Source organism: Blautia sp. ZXY-1-C6, assembly GCF_056339875.1.
Genome location: NZ_JBWJVQ010000017.1, coordinates 1 through 17733, shown reverse-complemented (window position 1 = coordinate 17733; position 17733 = coordinate 1). Strand labels below are relative to the sequence as shown.

Below are 17733 nucleotides of genomic sequence, written 5' to 3'. Positions count from 1 at the left end.
TAATCCATACATTTTCGGAATGGACGGTCCTGTGATATCCGCATCCAGGATACCGACTTTGTATCCCTGTGCTGCCATCATGTTTGCCAGAGAGCCTGTTACGAAGGATTTACCAACTCCACCCTTTCCGCTGACAACCCCGATCACATGTTTTACATTTGACTGAGCATTCATTTCTGCCTGAAAGCTCTGCTGTTTCTTGCTGCTTGAACAACCTTCGCAGCTTGCTTTGTCGCATGAAGTGTTGTTACATTCTTTTGCCATAATTAATCTTCTCCTTTATATTTACGCACTGCTGTACTGACAAAATATTGTTACTGTTCACTCCGTTCACAGTAACGTAGCCAAAATTCATTCCAGATTGCCTACGGCAATGGAATTTTGGCTTGTATGTCTCGGGATTTTGGCATATTCATGCCAAAACACCTCGCTGGATAGTGGTGTGTGAACAATAACAAAATATTCTCTATTGCCAGTGTGGAGCGTGTCTGAAAAATCATTCCCACAAATTGTGACGCACATCTTGCGTAAAACATTTTTCAAACAAGCTCCAGAGTACGCATATTACTTTACAAATCTGTCAATTGCTACCTCAAGTTCTTTAATTGCCTCTTTATCACCATGTTCCACTGCATCTACGATACAGTGTTCGATATGATCCTGCAGAATGATCTTACCTGTATTATTGATGGCAGATTTCACTGCTGAAAGCTGTATCAGAACTTCCGCACAGTCTCTTCCGTCCTCTATCATACGTTTGATAGATTCCATATGTCCGATTGCTCTGGACATACGGTTCAGCACTGCCTTTGTATGCGCATGACTGTGATGATGCCCATGCTCCCCATGAGAATGTTCAACTACCGTCCCATCCTCCAGTACATGCGTATGTGTCTTTTGTTCCTCGGCCATAACATTCCCCTTTCTCTTTCAGAATATCCGATTCTTTACCGCTTATCTGTCTTTATATCCTCACACACTGTCTGTGGCTTTCCTGCTTACAGCACTTCCGTACAGCGTAAATGATATTATACCACATTTGTCAAATTTCTGTAAAGGAACAACGCTGTTTTATTTGTGAAGTCGTAATATCAAAAATAATGGTTCCATCCTCCAGGACAGTTTTTTCATAGGAAACTTCTTTTCCTTTGAATTTATTTCTGATATATTCTTCCGGATCCTCAAGTTCCAGCTCTTCCACAAAAACATCACGCATCTGATTCCGCGGACATTTATTAAAAATTTCCCATATCAGTTCATATTCTTTCATATTCCATCTCCAGTCCGTAAGACGGATATTCACAATCCGTTTCACTATTTAAGACCCAGCTCGCTGCTTATTTTTTCGCAGCCCTCTTCGGCTGATTTACGGCAATCTGCACAGATTGTCCTGCGGTTTTTCCCAACCAGTCTGAGACTATTATAATTATTTTTAGATTTTTTGTCAAAAATAATTGCATGAAGACGAATTATAGCGTATCATAGTTTATAATTATCAAAACAGCAATGTTACTGTTCATTTTGCAGCCTGATGTTTTTTTGAATTCTGCATATTCACAGTAACTGTAACTATTCAGTACTTTCGGGAAGCAGTGTACCGGATAGTTACCGACAGCTACAAACTAATTACATATATAAAGGAGAGAAATCTATGAAGCTTTTAAAAGACCGAATTCTTAAGGATGGAGTTGTAAAACCGGGAAATATTTTAAAAGTAGACAGTTTCTTAAATCATCAGATGGATATTACCCTCATCAATGAAATCGGCAAAGAATTCAAACGCCGCTTCTCCGACTGTCCAATCACTAAAATCCTTACAATTGAAGCATCCGGTATCGGTATCGCCTGTATTGCTGCACAGTACTTTGATGTACCTGTAGTTTTTGCCAAGAAAGCACAGAGCGTGAATCTGGATGGAGAAATGTATACAACTAAAGTAGAATCTTTCACTCATAAGAAAGTATATGATGTGATCCTTTCCAGGAAGTTTCTCGGACCTGAAGATCATGTACTTCTGATCGATGATTTCCTTGCTAACGGATGTGCACTTCTCGGCCTGATCGATATTGTTAAGAAATCAGGGGCAACTCTTGAAGGAGCCGGTATTGTTATTGAGAAAGGATTCCAGCATGGCGGTCAGGAGATCCGCGATATGGGAATACGTCTTGAATCTCTTGCCATTGTTGATTCCATGACAGACGATTCCTTAACCTTCAGAGATTAACTATAAAAGGATGGGAAAACCCATCCTTTTTTTGTTCTATGAACTCTTTATTTTTTCTGATCTGATGTTTTCTCCACTTTTGAGTTATCTTCGGAATCATAGATCAGATTTTCTCTCGTTTCACCTTCTGATTTATCTTCTGTTTCGGGAGTTGGTGTCACTTCTTTTGAATCTTCCTCTGAGGCTGTCTTTAATGTCACTTTCGGCACAGGTGTTGCCTCTGGCGCAGGTGTCACCTCCGGTGTCGGTGTGGGATCAGGAGCGATCTCATCTTCCGTATAAGTTCCGTTATCCACAAGAATCTGATAATTATCCTTGTCGATCATCTGTGCTCCACATGTAAAAGTTCCCACAATCTTTACTCCGTTATCATACTGTGAATAATCTTTTACGTCAACTTTCTCTCCTGTCAGATAGTCAATGGCCATCTGTACTCCGCCCTTAGCCAGTTCCTTACGGTCCATAAACATGGTAAATGACATTTTACCTGCTGCAATATCCTTTACTGCCTGTGCCTCACTGCCATATCCTGTGATCATCGGCCATTCATCACTTCCCGGTTCCAGACCACTGTCACTTAAAATTTCCTCTGCAGCATAAGCAAATCCGTCATATGCAGTACAGATAATATCCGGAGCCTTCTCCTCTGCATAAAACTCACTTATAATCGAATCAAGTTTTGTCTTTGCAGATGTCTCGCTCCATCTCATGATTCCTGTATCATCAAATGACGTATTTCCGGATTTGCATACAAGTGTTCCATCATCCAGATATTCCTGAAGCCCTTCCTGGATTCCATTACACAGAAACAGTGCAGCATTGTCATCCGGAGATCCCATGAGAAATTCTATTGTATAAGACTTCTTATCCTCTCTGGCTTTATCCAGATCCATTTTTTTGATAATTTCTTTGGCAATATCATTTCCTATGGATCTGGTATCATAGGTTGCATAATAATTGATATCCGCAGTATCCCGGATCAGACTGTCATAAGAAATAACCGGTATTTCCTGCTCATTGGCAGTTTTCAGGATATCTGTCAGACCATAGGAATCTACCGGATCAATGATCAGGGCAGAAACCTGCTCATCAATAAATTCCTGAATCTGGGAAATCTGAAGCGCAGGATCGCCGCCGGCATTCTTCACATCTGCCTCATATCCTCCATCTTCAATCTGCGAAGTCATCTCTTCGCTGTCAATTTTTGCATCCTCATCGTCATCAGAAAGAAGCACACCTATCTTTCCAGCAGAAGCTTCCGTTACCTCAGCATCTTCCTCTGATTCATCATCTGAATCTTTGCCTGAAGAATCTCCGTCTTCTTCCTCCTTCACTGATGTCTCTTTATTGTCTTCGTCTGATTTTGCACTGTCTCCTGCCTTGCTACTGTCATCGGCATCAGAAGCATTTTTATTTTCTGCCTCTACTTTTTCACCTTCCTCAGTTACTTCGCCTACGCCCTCTTCTTCTACCTGGGCGCTTTCATTTGCTGCTTCTTTTGCCTCATTCTTCCCGCAGGCAGACAGGAACATGGAGGATACCATTATTCCAAGCAGAATAGCTGTTGCTCTTCTTTTCATAATACGATCCTTTCTGATATCATATTTATTTATCAATTCCCTTATAATCTTTTGCAATGTTCTTCAGATAATCCCGATAGGCAACGGCTGCTTTCTTTGGTTTCAGAATATGTACATTTCTTCCCATAGAAGTCAACCATCCAAAAAATGCCTTATCAACCACAACCTCAACAGTTACAATAAAATTATCCTCCCCCTTTATTTTGCAGAAAATCTCCGAGCCAAAGGTACGCTGGATTTTTTTCTTTGTAGAATTCTGACATACAAGCCTGATCTCTTTTATATTCTCTCCTGTTTGGAAGGGTGTCGGAGCACTGATCTTTGCAGGTGCTTCAGATTCTTTTCCAATCTGTTCCTGCACATTTTCAGATTTCTCTCCTGTTTCGCCATCCGGCTGATGTATTATCGTATTATCCGCTTCTGTTTTATCTGAAGCGGATTTTTCCTCATAATATCCTCCTTCCCGTCCTCTTCTGTAATGTATATCCATTCCAAAATCACGCAGGGTTTCCATATCATCATAAATACTCTTTCGCTCAGCTCGAATCCCCTGTTCTTCCAGTTTTGCCAGAATCTCCTGCATGGTGACAGGCTTTTGGCTGGTTGTCTCAGACAGCATTTTCTGCAGATACAGTATTTTTCCTTTTTGATTACATGATTTCGCCATAATTATCCTCTTACAAATCTGTGGTATATATAGTCATTTGCTTCTTTTTCCTGACTGTCATCTAACGGTGTAAGTTCTGTTTCTTTTCCATACTTTCTTTCCAGCGCATGTTGAATGAGCCAGTCTGCAAGCTGCGGATTCTTCGGAAGTAACGGTCCATGCAGATAAGTCCCTATCACATTCTTATATACTACGCCTTCATAGCCTGACTTACCGTCATTTCCTGCACCGTAAAGTACTTTTCCCAGTGGTTTGTTATTATTAATGCAGGTTCTTCCTCCATGATTCTCAAATCCAACGATCGGCATATCAAACAGCTCACTCTGCAGAACGATATTCTGGATCAGACGGCCTTCGCCCTGCTCTGTATACAAGTCTACCAGGTCCAGTCCTTTCATGTTTCCCTGATCTGTTTTGTAATACTTCCCAAGTAACTGATAGCCACCGCAGATTGCAATGACAACGCCGTTATCTTCCACATAAGCCTTAAAATCCGGTTGGATTTTCTGTAGCTTCTCACATACGATCATCTGTTCTCTGTCCGAACCGCCACCCAGAAGTACGATATCAAGCTTCGAGAAATCTATTTTATCATCCAGCTCAAACGGTATGGTCTCAGCCTCAATCCCACGCCACTGGCATCTCTTCATCAGACACTGGATATTACCTCTGTCACCGTAAAGATTCAGAAGATCCGGATATAAATGTCCTATTGTAATTTTCATTATTTCTCGCCCTCCAGTCTCTTCAGAATATTTCTGGTACTGAATAATGCTGTATAGTTTACCAGCACATACAGATTCCCCACTCCGTCCTCTACTCTGTCGCGGATTGCTTTCTCAACATCGCCCTCGAGGACAGACGGGATATCCACATATTTCAGCCGCAGACGCATATCCTGACAGCGGATACCGCTTACAGTAATAGATTTCACTGAATCATTTCCGAGAAGATCAAAGTCAACATCCCAGAGCCAGGAAATATCTGTTCCATCCTGAGCATTATCATTGATCGCAATAATGATGTCCTTCGGTGCCTGATCCTGCATCACTGCGGAAATATTCTGATTAAATCCCGCCGGATTCTTGGCAAGATTTAAGGTTACTCCTGTTCCCTTAATGCGAAACTGCTCCATACGTCCGTTTTCCGGATTAAATCTGCGGAGCATATCCCCGAAATGCTCTCCCGCAAATCCCGCAGTCCTCACTCCCGCATAAGCTGCCAGTATATTATACACATTATAAAATCCCTTATAATTTGCTACAATGTGTTTTCCTTCTACACAAAAGCTGAGCTGGTCGCCTACCTTTACATCCTCCGCATCAAAATCCGGCTTCGGTCTTGCAAATCCGCATTTTGGACAATAATAATCTCCCAGCTGGCTGTAATGATAGAAACGATATTCCAGTTTTTCACCGCATCGCTTACAGAAACGTCCTTCCCTGATTTCATTTGCCGCAGATTTGATCACCGGTTTACTGATACCATAAGTTACATATGGATTCCCGGAATCCATGGCAAGATATGCGGATAATGCATCATCACCGTTTACAATAATCTGCATCTTCGGAACCTTGCGCATCATTTCTTCCAGAATGTTCATAGTGATATCAATCTCTCCGTATCTGTCAAGCTGGTCGCGGAAAAGATTTGTCAGAAGCATATAGTCCGGTTTGATTCTCGGAAAAATATGTCTGGTGGATGCTTCATCGGCCTCAATGCATGCATAGTCCGCATCAATTTTACCATTCCATTTCGAAGCCAGCACAAATGCGGCAACAACTCCATTGAGCATATTGGAACCTGTATGGTTACAGATTACTTTCTGTCCTTCCGCTTCCAGTGCCGCACAGAGCATATTGTTGGTAGTTGTCTTTCCATTTGTACCGCAGGTTACAAAAATAGCCTTTCGTACCTGTGAGGAAAGCTGTTCCAGAATGTCCGGACAGATCTTAATCGCCACTTTTCCTGCCCAGGTCACACCCTGTCTTCCCATTTTCTTACATACGTATCCTACAAATTTTGCTGCACAGACAGCAATCATTACTCTTATTTTCATTGTGTATGATAATTTCCTTTATAAATATAATCTTTGTTATTGCCGCTTATTTGTTTCAACTCACAGTCGGTAATTTCACAGAGTCTGACGTGTCAACAACATACTGACTGTGGTTTGCCTCATGTCAGTGGGAGATACCCGATTTCTCTCCGCTCGCCACTGCCGTTCATTTTCTTATTTGCAATTCATCTACCACCTATAGAGGAGGGAGAATTCTTGCTATATCCTGTTAAAATTCTTTTTGCTCCTGATATCTTTACCCTTATTCATTCCGGAACAGCTATAGCTATAATAATCCTCTATGATCATTTCATAATGCCGGCAGAACAACTCAGTTAAACATAGTATCCTGCAAATAGTCTGAGCATACACCTGCCGCACCCTCTTGCATATAATATTGTGCTTCCTTCAGGTCATTCACAGTATAAATATATAACCTGATTCCTTTTTTGTCAAAAATCTTCTGCACATCCTCTGACCAGTATTTATAGTAGACTGTAGCTGCCTGAATATTCTTTTCTCTGCAAAATGCCGCAATTTCAGTCAGTTCTTTAATAGAGTATTCCTGCCATAAAGAATAAATATATCCTGGAAAATCGTACAGCAGTGCTGTTCCGGCAAACATTGCCTGGTTATAAATTTCCGGTATGACCTGCCGCATCACATCCGGGACACCGGCATCCTCTGCCAGTTCAATATAGTCTGCATAATCTTCCACTGTTTTCTGATAATTACGGAGAGAATACTGTTTGGAATCCAGCATCACAAAAGCGTCCGGATAATCACTCAGCAGAACCAGCAGATCTTCAAATGTTATAGGCGTATATTTTCCATAAATGGGCCGGGATAAGAACTCCTCTGAGGACAGAACCTTCTTTTCATTGCCCTCCCATTGTCCAAGAGACTGATGCCAACTGTGGCGGCACACCCATACATTGTCAGATGTCTTCACAAGATCAACTTCAAACAATCTGCACCCCATCTGATAGCCTGCCAGAAAACTCTCTTTTGAATTCAGATAGGTTTTATCACCAATCCCTCCCAGTGCATGTGCGATCGTTTTATAATTTTTCCACTTAAATTCAGGTGTGGTGGCAGATATGGAATAAGCATCATTTCCCCACAGAAACAGTGTAACAGCCAGTAATTCCACCAACAACAAAAACATCCTGATGAAATAACCAAATCCTGATCGTTTCTTTTTCGTATTCTGCCTCAATTTTTCAATCTCCTGCCGGTCATTTGTATTCCTCGCTTATCTTTTGCTCTCGTATTTTGTAACATTCCAATGTCTTATTTAACACTTCTTCATCAATATGGTTTTTATATACTCTACGATTTTACGCTATCTGGCTCAAATAATCAAGGGTAATAAACGGTTATGTTACAAGGAAGTGATTTCCTATAGCATAACAAAAAAACTGCATATATACGGCATGAACACCATACATATGCAGTCTTATCATCGTCTGGACAAATATAAAATCGAAAATCTGGCTGGATTATACTAATTCGATCAGTACTTCCATTGCAGCATCGCCTTTACGCGGTCCGATCTTAACGATTCTTGTGTAACCACCGTTACGGTCAGCGTATTTTGGAGCGATCTCATCGAACATCTTAGCAACCATATCTACGTCTTTAGTGTTTTTCTTTCTTCCGGCACCCTTTGCAGGTACTTCTTTAACCGGGTAGAAAACTTTCATCATCTGACGACGAGCGTGAAGTCTGGAAGGAGCATCTTTCTTGATCTCTTTCTGTACTTCATCGTATACAGTTTTCTTCTTTCCGTCAACAACTTCTTTTACTCTCTTGCCTTCAGCATCTTTACGAGCAACTTTAGCAGTTACAGTAACAGTTTCGAAGTTATCTTTTTCACGAACAGCCATAGCTACAAGGCCTTCTGCGATTTTACGGATTTCTTTTGCTTTAGCTTCTGTAGTAACAATTTTTCCATGATATAAAAGGCTTGTTACCTGGCTTCTCAGTAATGCTTTTCTCTGGTCAGAAGTTCTGCTTAATTTTCTATATTTTGCCATTTAATTTTCCTCCATCTGTGGGACAGCCGGGCACGCTTGTTCGGTCTTACTGTCCGACTGCTTAGGCATCCCCACCGTATAATATCTCTTTGCTAACTGGTTATTGTTCCCTTAGAGAACCAATAACCTGATCAATTCTTACTCTTCTGCTGGCTGAAGCTGTAAGCCCAGCTCTTTCAGTTTCGCAAGAACTTCTTCTAATGATTTACGTCCAAGGTTACGAACCTTCATCATATCATCAGAAGTCTTGTTACATAATTCTTCAACCGTATTAATGCCGGCTCTCTTCAAGCAGTTATAGGAACGAACAGATAACTCAAGTTCATCAATGCTCATTTCCAGGACTTTTTCTTTCTCATTGTCTTCTTTCTCGATCATAACCTCAGCGGTCTTTGCATTCTCGGAAAGGTCAATGAAAAGGCTCAAGTGCTCGCTTAATACTTTTGCTGCAAGGCTTACCGCCTCATCCGGATCAAGTGTACCGTTTGTATACACATCCAGTGTCAGCTTATCATAATCGGTTACCTGACCAACACGTGTATTCTCTACAGTCATGTTGACTCTGTCTACCGGTGTATAGATAGCATCAACTGCAAGTACACCGATCGGCATATCATCAGATTTACCTTTATCAGCACTGATATATCCGCGGCCTTTTGTAATAGTAAGCTCCATAGCAAGTCTGCAGTCCTTGCCACCGTTTAAAGTAGCAATCACCTGATCCGGATTCATGATCTCGATATCCTGATCAGCCTGGATATCAGCTGCAGTTACAACACCTTTTCCTTCACATTCGATGTATGCGGTTTTCGGCTCATTGTCTGTGCTGTGGTTCTTAATAGCAAGGCTCTTCAGATTCATGATAATATCGCTCACGTCTTCTTTTACGCCCGGAATGGAGCTGAATTCGTGAAGCACACCATCAATTTTAACCTGGCTTACAGCTGCACCCGGCAGGGAAGACAGCATAATTCTTCTTAAAGAATTTCCAAGTGTAGTTCCATATCCTCTTTCCAGAGGCTCAACTACGAATCTGCCAAATTTTTTATCTTCAGATAATTCGGTAATCTCGATCTTAGGTTTATTAAAATCAAACACTATAGGGTTCCCTCCTTCTGGGTTAATAAAAGTTTGAGGGGTATTCATTCAAATACTACAATTCAGCGGAAGATAATAATCAACCACTGAATCGTATAAATAATAGAAATATTACCAGGTAATTTTCTATAATATAATCCTATGGATTATTTGGAGTACAACTCGACGATAAGCATCTCGTTTACAGGAACATCAATTGCTTCTCTGTTAGGAAGTTCTTTTACAGTTCCTTTTAAGTTCTCCTGATCTACATCGATCCATTCCGGAACAAGACGTCCGCCAGTTACTTCAAGGATACCTTTGTATCTTTCAGAACCTTTGGATTTTTCTCTGATCTCGATCTGATCACCGGCTTTTACAAGGTAGGAAGGAATGTTTACACATTTTCCGTTTACAAGTACATGCTTGTGGTCAACAATCTGACGAGCTTCTTTTCTTGTTCTTGCAAATCCCATACGGAATACTACATTGTCAAGTCTGCTCTCAAGAAGGATCATAAGGTTTGCACCAGTCTGTCCAGGCATTCTGTCAGCTTTGTCGTAGTAGTTGTGGAAAGGTTTTTCCAGAACTCCGTAGATGAATTTTGCTTTCTGTTTTTCTCTTAACTGTAAACCATACTCAGACATTTTACGATTTGCACGTTTTAACTGTCTTGTGGATTTTTTATCAATTCCTAAATAAATCGGATCCAGGCCAAGGGATCTGCATCTTTTCAGAACAGGCACTCTATTTACTGCCATTTCTCAAATACCTCCTAATATTCTAAATCAATTAGACTCTTCTGCGTTTTGGTGGGCGGCAACCGTTGTGTGGTACCGGAGTTACGTCGCGGATGCTTGTTACTTCCAGTCCGCAAGCCTGAAGGGCACGGATTGCAGCTTCACGTCCAGAACCTGGTCCTTTTACCATAACATCTACAGTTTTTAAACCATGAATAAGTGCAGCTTTTGTTGCAGTCTCAGCTGCCATCTGTGCTGCATAAGGAGTAGATTTTCTTGAACCTCTAAATCCAAGACCACCAGCACTTGCCCATGAAAGAGCGTTTCCTTCATTGTCAGTCAGAGTAACAATTGTATTGTTGAAAGAAGACTCAATATGTGCCTGTCCGTGTTCAACGTTTTTCTTGACACGACGTTTTGCAGTCGCTTTTTTAGTCACTTTAGCCATTTTAAAACTAACCTACACTTTCCTATTTATCAATCAAATATATGTTACAAGAAACACCATGTCCACTAAATTCATTTCCTCGCTTCGCTCGTCATTCATCAAGTGTCCATGCAAGCTTCCTCATAAGATCAGCCTACGCTTATCAAATGTTTAAAGCTTTATTTATTTCTTCTTATTAGCTACTGTTCTCTTAGGACCTTTACGTGTTCTGGCGTTGGTCTTAGTCTTCTGACCACGAACCGGAAGTCCTTTACGATGACGGATACCTCTGTAGCATCCGATTTCCTGCAGTCTCTTAATGTTGAGGGCGATTTCTCTACGAAGGTCACCTTCTACTGTCATTGTTTCATCAATAACTGCGCTGAGTCTCTTTACTTCGTCATCAGTCAGATCTCTGACACGTGTGTCAGGATTAACTTCTGCCTTTGCAAGGATTTTGTCTGCGCTTGGTCTACCAATACCATAAATGTAGGTAAGACCGATTTCAATACGTTTTTCTCTTGGTAAGTCTACACCAGCTATACGAGCCATGTACTGTTTCCTCCATCTTCTACTTTGAAAGTCCTTAATGCCTGTACATCACTTACCCTCGCGAATTCTCTCACTCAAGTAAGGTGAAATGGGATATATCGGACACATCACTTCCTTATTTCTCAGTTCCTAATTGGGGTGCCTCGGTAAAACACCCAGCTGCAATTGGCGAAAAGCAGCCTTTCCGAATTACTGCGGCCAACGGGCCAACGTTGCCTCTCGGTATTAGGCAATACATGCTAAAACTATCTTAACAGTCTGAACAACCCTTCCGGGCGTCTCACACTGCAGCCGCACGTTACACAAACTTTAAACTGTCAATCAACCCTGACGCTGTTTGTGTTTTGGATTCTCACAGATTACTCTGATAGATCCTTTTCTTTTAATGATCTTGCATTTTTCGCAGATCGGCTTTACAGATGATCTTACTTTCACTGGAAATCCTCCTTCCGTAAATTCATTAAAATCTGCAGTTTTTTGAGCGCACAAATACAATATACTCACGCGTTCGGCTTATATATTATCACAGCAAAATATAAAATGCAAGCACTTTTTTGAATAAAATCACATTTTTTTATTTTCTCCCCCATTCCCGCCTAATCATCCATCTATAAAAACTAGTTTTAATATCTATTCTGGAGCATGTTTGAAAAATCACAGCTAAACCTTCCCACTGCCAACACACAGCGTAGAAAAATAATTCATTTCATGTGCATTTGCAGGCATCTTAGATATTCTTAGGCGAAAAAAATCTGCGTTATGAGCCGACTGTATCACTGTCTGAGCGAAGTTTGCAACGGAGCGAGTTTGATAAGGCGGTTCATGCCTTTAGCAGATTTTTTTCACCTTAGAATATCTTAGATGCCGAAACCGCACATGAAATGAATTATTTTTATACGCGTCCCTTTCGACACACAAAAAAAGAGAACCAGATCCCTCCAGCTCTCTTTCTCATCACTGCACCAACTGCAGTCCAATATTTCTTACTTATCTCTCCAGATAATCCTGCCCTTAGACAGATCATACGGAGACAGTTCAATCGTAACTTTATCTCCAGGAAGAATACGAATAAAATTCATACGTAACTTACCACTGATATGTGCAAGCACCACATGTTTGTTCTCCAGTTCCACTTTAAACATCGCATTAGGCAGCTTTTCCAGAACAGTGCCTTCCACTTCGATTACATCTGCTTTTGACATTTTAAACCTCCTGTATGTCGTCCAATTATTTCGTAAGAGTCAGAATCTCCGGATCTCCGTCTGTAATAAGAATCGTATTCTCATAATGAGCAGAAAGAGAACCATCCATAGTTACAACAGTCCACTCATCATCCAGCCATGCCACATCTGCACGTCCCAGATTGATCATAGGCTCTACAGCAAGTGTCATACCCGGCATCAGACGAACTCCTCTTCGCTTCTGCGGAAAATTCGGGATCTGCGGATCCTCATGAAGGTGAGTGCCGATTCCATGTCCAACCAGGTCGCGGACAATCCCATAATGATATTTGGCAGCATGAGCACCGATTGCCTTGGAAATATCATTCAGATGATTTCCCGCACGTGCGGCCTTGAGTCCCTCAAAGAAACACTCTCTGGTCACATCCATCAGCTTACGTGCCTGCGGTGAAACTTCACCGACAGCATAAGTCCTCGCTGCATCAGAATGATACCCCTTATAAATAAGACCGGCATCAATCTTTACAAGATCTCCCTCCTGAATGATCTTCTCTTCAGACGGGATCCCATGAACTACCTCATCATTCAGACTGATACAGAATGACGCCGGAAACCCTCCGTAGTTCAGGAAATTCGGGATGCATCCCAGATCACGTATCATCTGTTCTCCGATACGGTCAATCTCCTTTGTGCTCACTCCCGGTTTAATGTAAGGGATCAGACCATCATGCACTTTTTCAAGCAGATGACCTGCCTCCCTCATAAGTTCAATTTCATGTTCTGTCTTGATAGAAACCGACATTTTACCTCCAGATGGTGTTTAAAAACACCCAATTACTCTCCCAGGATGGCAACAATATCTGCAAATACTTCTTCAAGATCTTTTGTACCATCCACTGATTTTAAAATTCCCTCTTTAGTATAATAATCGATCAGCGGCTGTGTCTGCTCATGATATACGTTAAGACGTTTCTGAACTGTTTCAGGCTGGTCATCATCACGAAGCACCAGTTTCTCTCCACAGGTATCACAAACGCCCTCAACCTTCGGTGCTGCATGTACAACATGATAAGTAGCACCACATTTCAGGCAGGCACGTCTTCCGGACATACGGTTTACAATATTGGAATCCGGAACATCCACATCGATTGCATAATCAACTTTACTTCCCAGTTTGTTCAGAGCCTCTGTTAAGCACTCTGCCTGAGGAATTGTTCTTGGAAAACCATCCAGCACATAACCATTTGCTGCATCCGGCTGTTGTATTCTGTCCACAACCAGATCACAGGTCAGTTCATCAGGTACGAGAAGTCCCTGATCCATATAAGTTTTTGCTTTTTTACCCAGTTCTGTTCCATTTTTAATGTTTGCGCGGAAAATATCTCCGGTAGAAATATGCGGAATCTGATATTTCGCAGCAATTTTCTTCGCCTGAGTCCCTTTTCCTGCCCCCGGTGCACCCAACATAATGATTTTCATAAGTTATACCCTCCGTTTTCTTTTTTAGCAAATCAAGGCTGTGATGCCATGCACCACAACCTCTCATTTTTAATTGTTCAGAAAGCCTTTGTAATTACGTACGAGAAGCTGTGACTCAATCTGTTTCACAGTTTCGAGGATAACACCAACAATAATGATGATAGATGTACCACCGAATGAAACATTCGCTCCGAATACACCATTAAAGATGAACGGAATCACGCACACAATGATAAGACCTACTGCACCTATAAATATAATATAATTTAAGATATTAGTCAAATAGTCTGACGTAGGTTTTCCAGGACGAATACCCGGAATAAATCCACCCTGCTTTTTGATATTATCTGCTACTTCCAGAGGATTGAATGTAATGGAAGTATAGAAATATGCAAAGAAAACACAAAGTACGATGTAAAGAACCAATCCCCATGTATACTGGAGCTGTTTCGGATTACACCAGTTATTGGAAGAAAGACCACGAATAATCTCACTTCCGATTCCTGTACCATTACCTTTTCCTGTTAACTGCGCAATGACAGCCGGGAAAGACATAATGGAGGATGCAAAGATTACCGGGATAACACCGGCGGTGTTAACCTTCAGCGGAATATTGGTGGACTGACCGCCCATCAGCTTTCTTCCAACCATTTTCTTGGAATACTGAACCGGAATTCTTCTCTCTGCTCCGTTAAGGATAAGTACCAGAACTACTACCAGAAGAATAACGGCTGCAATGATCAGTCCTGCAAGAGTACCCTTTGCAATCGTTTTTCCTTTAATAAAGTTCTCATACAGTAATGTCAGGTCGCTTGGTACTCTGGAAATGATATTAATGGTAAGTACGATGGAAATACCATTTCCAACGCCTTTTTCCGTAATACGCTCACCGAGCCACATCAGCATAGCTGAACCGGCTGTAAGGCAGGCAACAACTACAACACCTTTAAAGAAGTCCAGATTCGGAATCATACCCTGACGTCCGAATCCGATTGCCATTGCGATTGACTCAAATAAAGCAAGACCTACGGTCACATAACGTGTGATCGCAGTCATCTTCTTTCTTCCCTCTTCACCATCTCTCTGCATTTCTTCCAGTGCCGGAATTGCAATGGTAAGAAGCTGAATGATAATGGAAGATGTAATATATGGTGTGATGTTTAATGCGAAAATTGACATTCTTTCAAATGAACCACCGGTAAATGCATCAAAGAAATTGAATGCATCACCGGCATTGCTGCTGAACCACTGTTTGAAGAAATCACTGTCAACTCCCGGTACCGGAATCTGGCAGCCGATACGGATGATAAAAATCATCCATATCAGATACAACAGCTTGCGTCTCATTTCTTTCACTCTAAAAACATTTTTAAGAGTTTCAAACATTAGATCACCTCTACTGTACCACCAGCAGCTTCAATTTTTGATTTTGCAGTCTCGCTGACAGCATTTACTTTGACATTAAGTTTCTTTGTCAGCTCACCGTTTCCAAGAATTTTAACGCCATCAGCGATCTTGGAGATTGCACCGCTTGCAAGTAAGCTTTCTGCTGTAACTTCTGCACCATCTTCAAAACGGTTCAGTACGTCAACGTTGATTGCAATAATCTCTTTTGTATTTCTGTTTTTGAATCCTCTCTTAGGCAGACGTCTGTATAAAGGCATCTGACCACCTTCAAATCCCGGTTTCTTGTGACCGGAACGAGCTAACTGTCCTTTGTGTCCTTTACCGGCTGTTTTACCGTTTCCAGAACCATGTCCACGGCCTCTTCTGAAGTTATCGCTGTGCTTAGAACCTTCTGCTGGTCTTAAGTTTGATAATTCCATGTTGGCACCTCCTTATTATTATTTCAAATCTATAAGTTCAGATTGTATTGTGTCTGAATATGTTTCTGTATGCTCCTGCCATTCTCTGCGAATAACAGGTTCATATCAGATCCATATCAGAATTCTCTCTGGTTAAATCGCAATTAAGCTTCTTCAACCTTTACCAGGTGCTGTACCTGCTGAATCATTCCTCTTGTTGCTGCGTTATCCGGCATTTCAACTGTTTTGTGCATTTTTGTAAGACCCATAGCTGCAACAGTTTTTTTGTGTTTCGGAACTGCACCAATAGGAGATTTTACTAATGTAACTTTTAATGTGTTTGCCATTTTTGTATTTCCTCCTTAAGCCAGAATCTCATCAACAGATTTTCCGCGAAGTCTAGCAACTTCTTCCGGAGTTTTTAACTGTCTTAAGCCTTCGATTGTTGCAAGAACAACGTTCTGTTTGTTTCTGGATCCCATACATTTTGTACGGATGTTTTTGATACCAGCTAACTCGATTACCGCACGGGCAGGACCGCCGGCGATAACTCCAGTACCTTCCGGAGCTCTCTTCAGAAGCATTTCAGCACTTCCGTATTTTCCAACGAAGTCATGTGTAATAGAGTTGTTTTCGTCTCTTGCTACTGTTACTAATTTCTTAATAGCATCCTCTTTTCCTTTGCGGATCGCTTCAGGAATTTCGGCTGCTTTACCTAAACCTGCACCAACGTGTCCGTTGCCGTCACCTACAACAACTAAAGCTGTGAAACGGAAGTTACGACCACCTTTAACAACCTTGGTAACACGCTTGATTGATACTACTTTATCTTCTAATTCTAACTGACTAGCATCAATAAGATTACGTTTCATGTGTTTCGCTCCTCCTTATTAGAATTTCAGCCCAGCTTCTCTTGCTGCGTCTGCCAGTGCTTTAACTTTACCGTGGTAGATATAGCCTCCTCTGTCGAAAACAACGCTTTCGATGCCAGCTTCAACAGCTTTCTTACCAATAACGGTTCCTAAATGTGCAGCAGCTGCTACATCATCAGTGTTCTCTAACTCAGCTCTTACTTCTTTCTGAAGAGTAGAAGCAGATACTAAAGTTTTTCCTACAGTGTCATCAATGATCTGAGCATAAATATGCTTGTTGGAACGAAATACTGCTAAACGTGGTGTTGTTGCAGTTCCGTTTAAATGATGACGTAATCTTCTATGCTTATTCTCACGAATTTTCGCTCTAGATGCCTTATTTACCATTTTCTCACCCTCCTGAATTATTTCTTACCAGTCTTACCAACTTTACGTCTGATAACTTCATCAACATACTTAATACCTTTACCTTTGTATGGCTCAGGTCTTCTCTTGTCTCTGATCTCAGCTGCAAACTGGCCGACTTTTTCTTTGCTGATACCGGATACGATAATCTTGTTACCATCTACTTTGGTTTCGATTCCGTCTGGATCTTCCATTTCTACCGGATGAGAATATCCAAGGCTAAGCACAAGCTTTTTGCCCTGTTTTGCTGCTTTATAACCTACACCGTTAACTTCAAGCTCTTTTGTATAGCCTTCGCTTACACCAACAACCATGTTGTGGATCAAGCTTCTTGTTAAACCGTGAAGAGATTTCATTTTCTTTAAGTCGTTTGGTCTGGATACTACTACATGACCATCTTCGACTTTGATTTCCATTTCTGTAGGAAGTGCTCTTTCGAGAGTTCCTTTTGGTCCTTTTACAGTTACTACGTTGCCTTCAGCGACAGTTACTTCTACGCCTGCAGGAATAGCAACCGGAAGTCTACCAATTCGTGACATATGTTTGTCCTCCTTACTTAGATTATCGGAGAGGATGTTTCATCCTCTCTGTTTTCAGTTTGTTCTCTATAAAAAATCTTGGTTCAA

The 17733-nt window shown here is 41.3% G+C and carries 24 protein-coding genes; 1 reads left to right on the top strand and 23 read right to left on the bottom strand.

Annotated features, from left to right (window positions below; translation table 11 throughout):
• The 3 genes from AC075J_RS00755 to AC075J_RS00745 all read right to left on the bottom strand — a co-directional run.
• Positions 1 to 264, bottom strand: a 264-nt coding sequence (locus AC075J_RS00755) for a P-loop NTPase (protein ID WP_476389842.1), incomplete at its 3' end; no start/stop codon positions are given.
• Positions 265 to 564: 300 nt separating this feature from the next.
• Positions 565 to 912, bottom strand: a complete 348-nt coding sequence (locus AC075J_RS00750) for a metal-sensing transcriptional repressor (RefSeq protein WP_008707305.1) — start codon at positions 910 to 912, stop codon at positions 565 to 567.
• Between the two features lie 130 nt (positions 913 to 1042).
• Entirely contained in the window at positions 1043 to 1270 is a 228-nt protein-coding gene (locus AC075J_RS00745) for a hypothetical protein (RefSeq protein WP_019162473.1), read from the bottom strand.
• 381 nt (positions 1271 to 1651) lie between these two features.
• On the opposite strand from AC075J_RS00745, the gene AC075J_RS00740 reads away from it, so the two are divergent.
• The gene (locus AC075J_RS00740) at positions 1652 to 2224 is read left to right on the top strand and encodes a xanthine phosphoribosyltransferase (protein ID WP_022380651.1); all 573 of its coding nucleotides are present in this window, start codon (positions 1652 to 1654) and stop codon (positions 2222 to 2224) included.
• Positions 2225 to 2271: 47 nt separating this feature from the next.
• On the opposite strand, the gene AC075J_RS00735 is transcribed toward AC075J_RS00740, so the two are convergent.
• From AC075J_RS00735 to rplF, 20 genes are all read right to left on the bottom strand, one after another.
• Positions 2272 to 3804: a substrate-binding domain-containing protein gene (locus AC075J_RS00735; RefSeq protein ID WP_227567235.1), complete on the bottom strand. Its 1533-nt coding sequence runs from the start codon at positions 3802 to 3804 to the stop codon at positions 2272 to 2274.
• Positions 3805 to 3829: 25 nt separating this feature from the next.
• Entirely contained in the window at positions 3830 to 4471 is a 642-nt protein-coding gene (locus AC075J_RS00730; protein WP_118593091.1) for a hypothetical protein, read from the bottom strand.
• Between the two features lie 2 nt (positions 4472 to 4473).
• Positions 4474 to 5196, bottom strand: coding sequence for a type 1 glutamine amidotransferase (locus AC075J_RS00725; RefSeq protein ID WP_008707293.1), 723 nt, complete (start codon positions 5194 to 5196; stop codon positions 4474 to 4476).
• Entirely contained in the window at positions 5196 to 6530 is a 1335-nt protein-coding gene (locus AC075J_RS00720) for a MurT ligase domain-containing protein (RefSeq protein WP_118633517.1), read from the bottom strand. The genes AC075J_RS00725 and AC075J_RS00720 overlap by 1 nt, the downstream gene beginning before the upstream one ends.
• Positions 6531 to 6861: 331 nt before the next feature.
• Entirely contained in the window at positions 6862 to 7749 is an 888-nt protein-coding gene (locus tag AC075J_RS00715) for a phosphatidylinositol-specific phospholipase C/glycerophosphodiester phosphodiesterase family protein (RefSeq protein WP_118633518.1), read from the bottom strand.
• A 283-nt stretch (positions 7750 to 8032) separates the two neighbouring features.
• A complete protein-coding gene (locus AC075J_RS00710; protein WP_008707287.1) occupies positions 8033 to 8569 on the bottom strand; it encodes a bL17 family ribosomal protein in 537 nt (178 codons plus the stop codon).
• Positions 8570 to 8707: 138 nt separating this feature from the next.
• Positions 8708 to 9667 (bottom strand): DNA-directed RNA polymerase subunit alpha, encoded by a 960-nt coding sequence (locus AC075J_RS00705; RefSeq protein WP_008707285.1) that lies wholly within the window; start codon positions 9665 to 9667, stop codon positions 8708 to 8710.
• Positions 9668 to 9813: 146 nt separating this feature from the next.
• Positions 9814 to 10407, bottom strand: a complete 594-nt coding sequence (gene rpsD, locus AC075J_RS00700) for a 30S ribosomal protein S4 (RefSeq protein ID WP_008707284.1) — start codon at positions 10405 to 10407, stop codon at positions 9814 to 9816.
• Between the two features lie 31 nt (positions 10408 to 10438).
• Complete coding sequence (rpsK, locus tag AC075J_RS00695) at positions 10439 to 10834, bottom strand: 30S ribosomal protein S11 (RefSeq protein WP_476389841.1); 396 nt, start codon at positions 10832 to 10834, stop codon at positions 10439 to 10441.
• Between the two features lie 162 nt (positions 10835 to 10996).
• Positions 10997 to 11365, bottom strand: coding sequence for a 30S ribosomal protein S13 (gene rpsM, locus AC075J_RS00690; RefSeq protein ID WP_008707282.1), 369 nt, complete (start codon positions 11363 to 11365; stop codon positions 10997 to 10999).
• 321 nt (positions 11366 to 11686) lie between these two features.
• The gene (rpmJ, locus tag AC075J_RS00685) at positions 11687 to 11800 is read right to left on the bottom strand and encodes a 50S ribosomal protein L36 (RefSeq protein WP_003497809.1); all 114 of its coding nucleotides are present in this window, start codon (positions 11798 to 11800) and stop codon (positions 11687 to 11689) included.
• 548 nt (positions 11801 to 12348) lie between these two features.
• Positions 12349 to 12567 (bottom strand): translation initiation factor IF-1, encoded by a 219-nt coding sequence (gene infA / locus AC075J_RS00680; protein WP_005428560.1) that lies wholly within the window; start codon positions 12565 to 12567, stop codon positions 12349 to 12351.
• A 25-nt stretch (positions 12568 to 12592) separates the two neighbouring features.
• Positions 12593 to 13348: a type I methionyl aminopeptidase gene (map, locus tag AC075J_RS00675; RefSeq protein ID WP_008707279.1), complete on the bottom strand. Its 756-nt coding sequence runs from the start codon at positions 13346 to 13348 to the stop codon at positions 12593 to 12595.
• Between the two features lie 32 nt (positions 13349 to 13380).
• A complete protein-coding gene (locus AC075J_RS00670; RefSeq protein WP_008707277.1) occupies positions 13381 to 14025 on the bottom strand; it encodes an adenylate kinase in 645 nt (214 codons plus the stop codon).
• Positions 14026 to 14094: 69 nt separating this feature from the next.
• Positions 14095 to 15411, bottom strand: coding sequence for a preprotein translocase subunit SecY (secY, locus tag AC075J_RS00665; protein ID WP_008707275.1), 1317 nt, complete (start codon positions 15409 to 15411; stop codon positions 14095 to 14097).
• Positions 15411 to 15851 carry a 50S ribosomal protein L15 gene (rplO, locus tag AC075J_RS00660; RefSeq protein WP_008707274.1) on the bottom strand — a complete coding sequence of 147 codons (441 nt, stop codon included), beginning with the start codon at positions 15849 to 15851 and terminating at the stop codon, positions 15411 to 15413. Before rplO ends, secY begins: the two co-directional genes overlap by 1 nt.
• A 143-nt stretch (positions 15852 to 15994) precedes the next feature.
• Positions 15995 to 16177: a 50S ribosomal protein L30 gene (gene rpmD, locus AC075J_RS00655; protein WP_008707273.1), complete on the bottom strand. Its 183-nt coding sequence runs from the start codon at positions 16175 to 16177 to the stop codon at positions 15995 to 15997.
• 15 nt (positions 16178 to 16192) lie between these two features.
• Positions 16193 to 16702: a 30S ribosomal protein S5 gene (gene rpsE, locus AC075J_RS00650; protein ID WP_008707272.1), complete on the bottom strand. Its 510-nt coding sequence runs from the start codon at positions 16700 to 16702 to the stop codon at positions 16193 to 16195.
• Between the two features lie 18 nt (positions 16703 to 16720).
• Positions 16721 to 17089: a 50S ribosomal protein L18 gene (gene rplR / locus AC075J_RS00645; protein WP_008707271.1), complete on the bottom strand. Its 369-nt coding sequence runs from the start codon at positions 17087 to 17089 to the stop codon at positions 16721 to 16723.
• 17 nt (positions 17090 to 17106) lie between these two features.
• Entirely contained in the window at positions 17107 to 17646 is a 540-nt protein-coding gene (gene rplF, locus AC075J_RS00640) for a 50S ribosomal protein L6 (protein ID WP_025579624.1), read from the bottom strand.
• Positions 17647 to 17733: the final 87 nt, after the last annotated feature.

Coding starts and splice junctions, on each gene's coding strand:
- AC075J_RS00750 (WP_008707305.1), bottom strand. CDS start 912: ATGGCCGAGGAACAAAAGACACATACGCATGTACTGGAGGATGGGACG.
- AC075J_RS00745 (WP_019162473.1), bottom strand. CDS start 1,270: ATGAAAGAATATGAACTGATATGGGAAATTTTTAATAAATGTCCGCGG.
- AC075J_RS00740 (WP_022380651.1), top strand. CDS start 1,652: ATGAAGCTTTTAAAAGACCGAATTCTTAAGGATGGAGTTGTAAAACCG.
- AC075J_RS00735 (WP_227567235.1), bottom strand. CDS start 3,804: ATGAAAAGAAGAGCAACAGCTATTCTGCTTGGAATAATGGTATCCTCC.
- AC075J_RS00730 (WP_118593091.1), bottom strand. CDS start 4,471: ATGGCGAAATCATGTAATCAAAAAGGAAAAATACTGTATCTGCAGAAA.
- AC075J_RS00725 (WP_008707293.1), bottom strand. CDS start 5,196: ATGAAAATTACAATAGGACATTTATATCCGGATCTTCTGAATCTTTAC.
- AC075J_RS00720 (WP_118633517.1), bottom strand. CDS start 6,530: ATGAAAATAAGAGTAATGATTGCTGTCTGTGCAGCAAAATTTGTAGGA.
- AC075J_RS00710 (WP_008707287.1), bottom strand. CDS start 8,569: ATGGCAAAATATAGAAAATTAAGCAGAACTTCTGACCAGAGAAAAGCA.
- rpsD (WP_008707284.1), bottom strand. CDS start 10,407: ATGGCAGTAAATAGAGTGCCTGTTCTGAAAAGATGCAGATCCCTTGGC.
- rpsK (WP_476389841.1), bottom strand. CDS start 10,834: ATGGCTAAAGTGACTAAAAAAGCGACTGCAAAACGTCGTGTCAAGAAA.
- rpsM (WP_008707282.1), bottom strand. CDS start 11,365: ATGGCTCGTATAGCTGGTGTAGACTTACCAAGAGAAAAACGTATTGAA.
- infA (WP_005428560.1), bottom strand. CDS start 12,567: ATGTCAAAAGCAGATGTAATCGAAGTGGAAGGCACTGTTCTGGAAAAG.
- map (WP_008707279.1), bottom strand. CDS start 13,348: ATGTCGGTTTCTATCAAGACAGAACATGAAATTGAACTTATGAGGGAG.
- AC075J_RS00670 (WP_008707277.1), bottom strand. CDS start 14,025: ATGAAAATCATTATGTTGGGTGCACCGGGGGCAGGAAAAGGGACTCAG.
- secY (WP_008707275.1), bottom strand. CDS start 15,411: ATGTTTGAAACTCTTAAAAATGTTTTTAGAGTGAAAGAAATGAGACGC.
- rplO (WP_008707274.1), bottom strand. CDS start 15,851: ATGGAATTATCAAACTTAAGACCAGCAGAAGGTTCTAAGCACAGCGAT.
- rpmD (WP_008707273.1), bottom strand. CDS start 16,177: ATGGCAAACACATTAAAAGTTACATTAGTAAAATCTCCTATTGGTGCA.
- rpsE (WP_008707272.1), bottom strand. CDS start 16,702: ATGAAACGTAATCTTATTGATGCTAGTCAGTTAGAATTAGAAGATAAA.
- rplR (WP_008707271.1), bottom strand. CDS start 17,089: ATGGTAAATAAGGCATCTAGAGCGAAAATTCGTGAGAATAAGCATAGA.
- rplF (WP_025579624.1), bottom strand. CDS start 17,646: ATGTCACGAATTGGTAGACTTCCGGTTGCTATTCCTGCAGGCGTAGAA.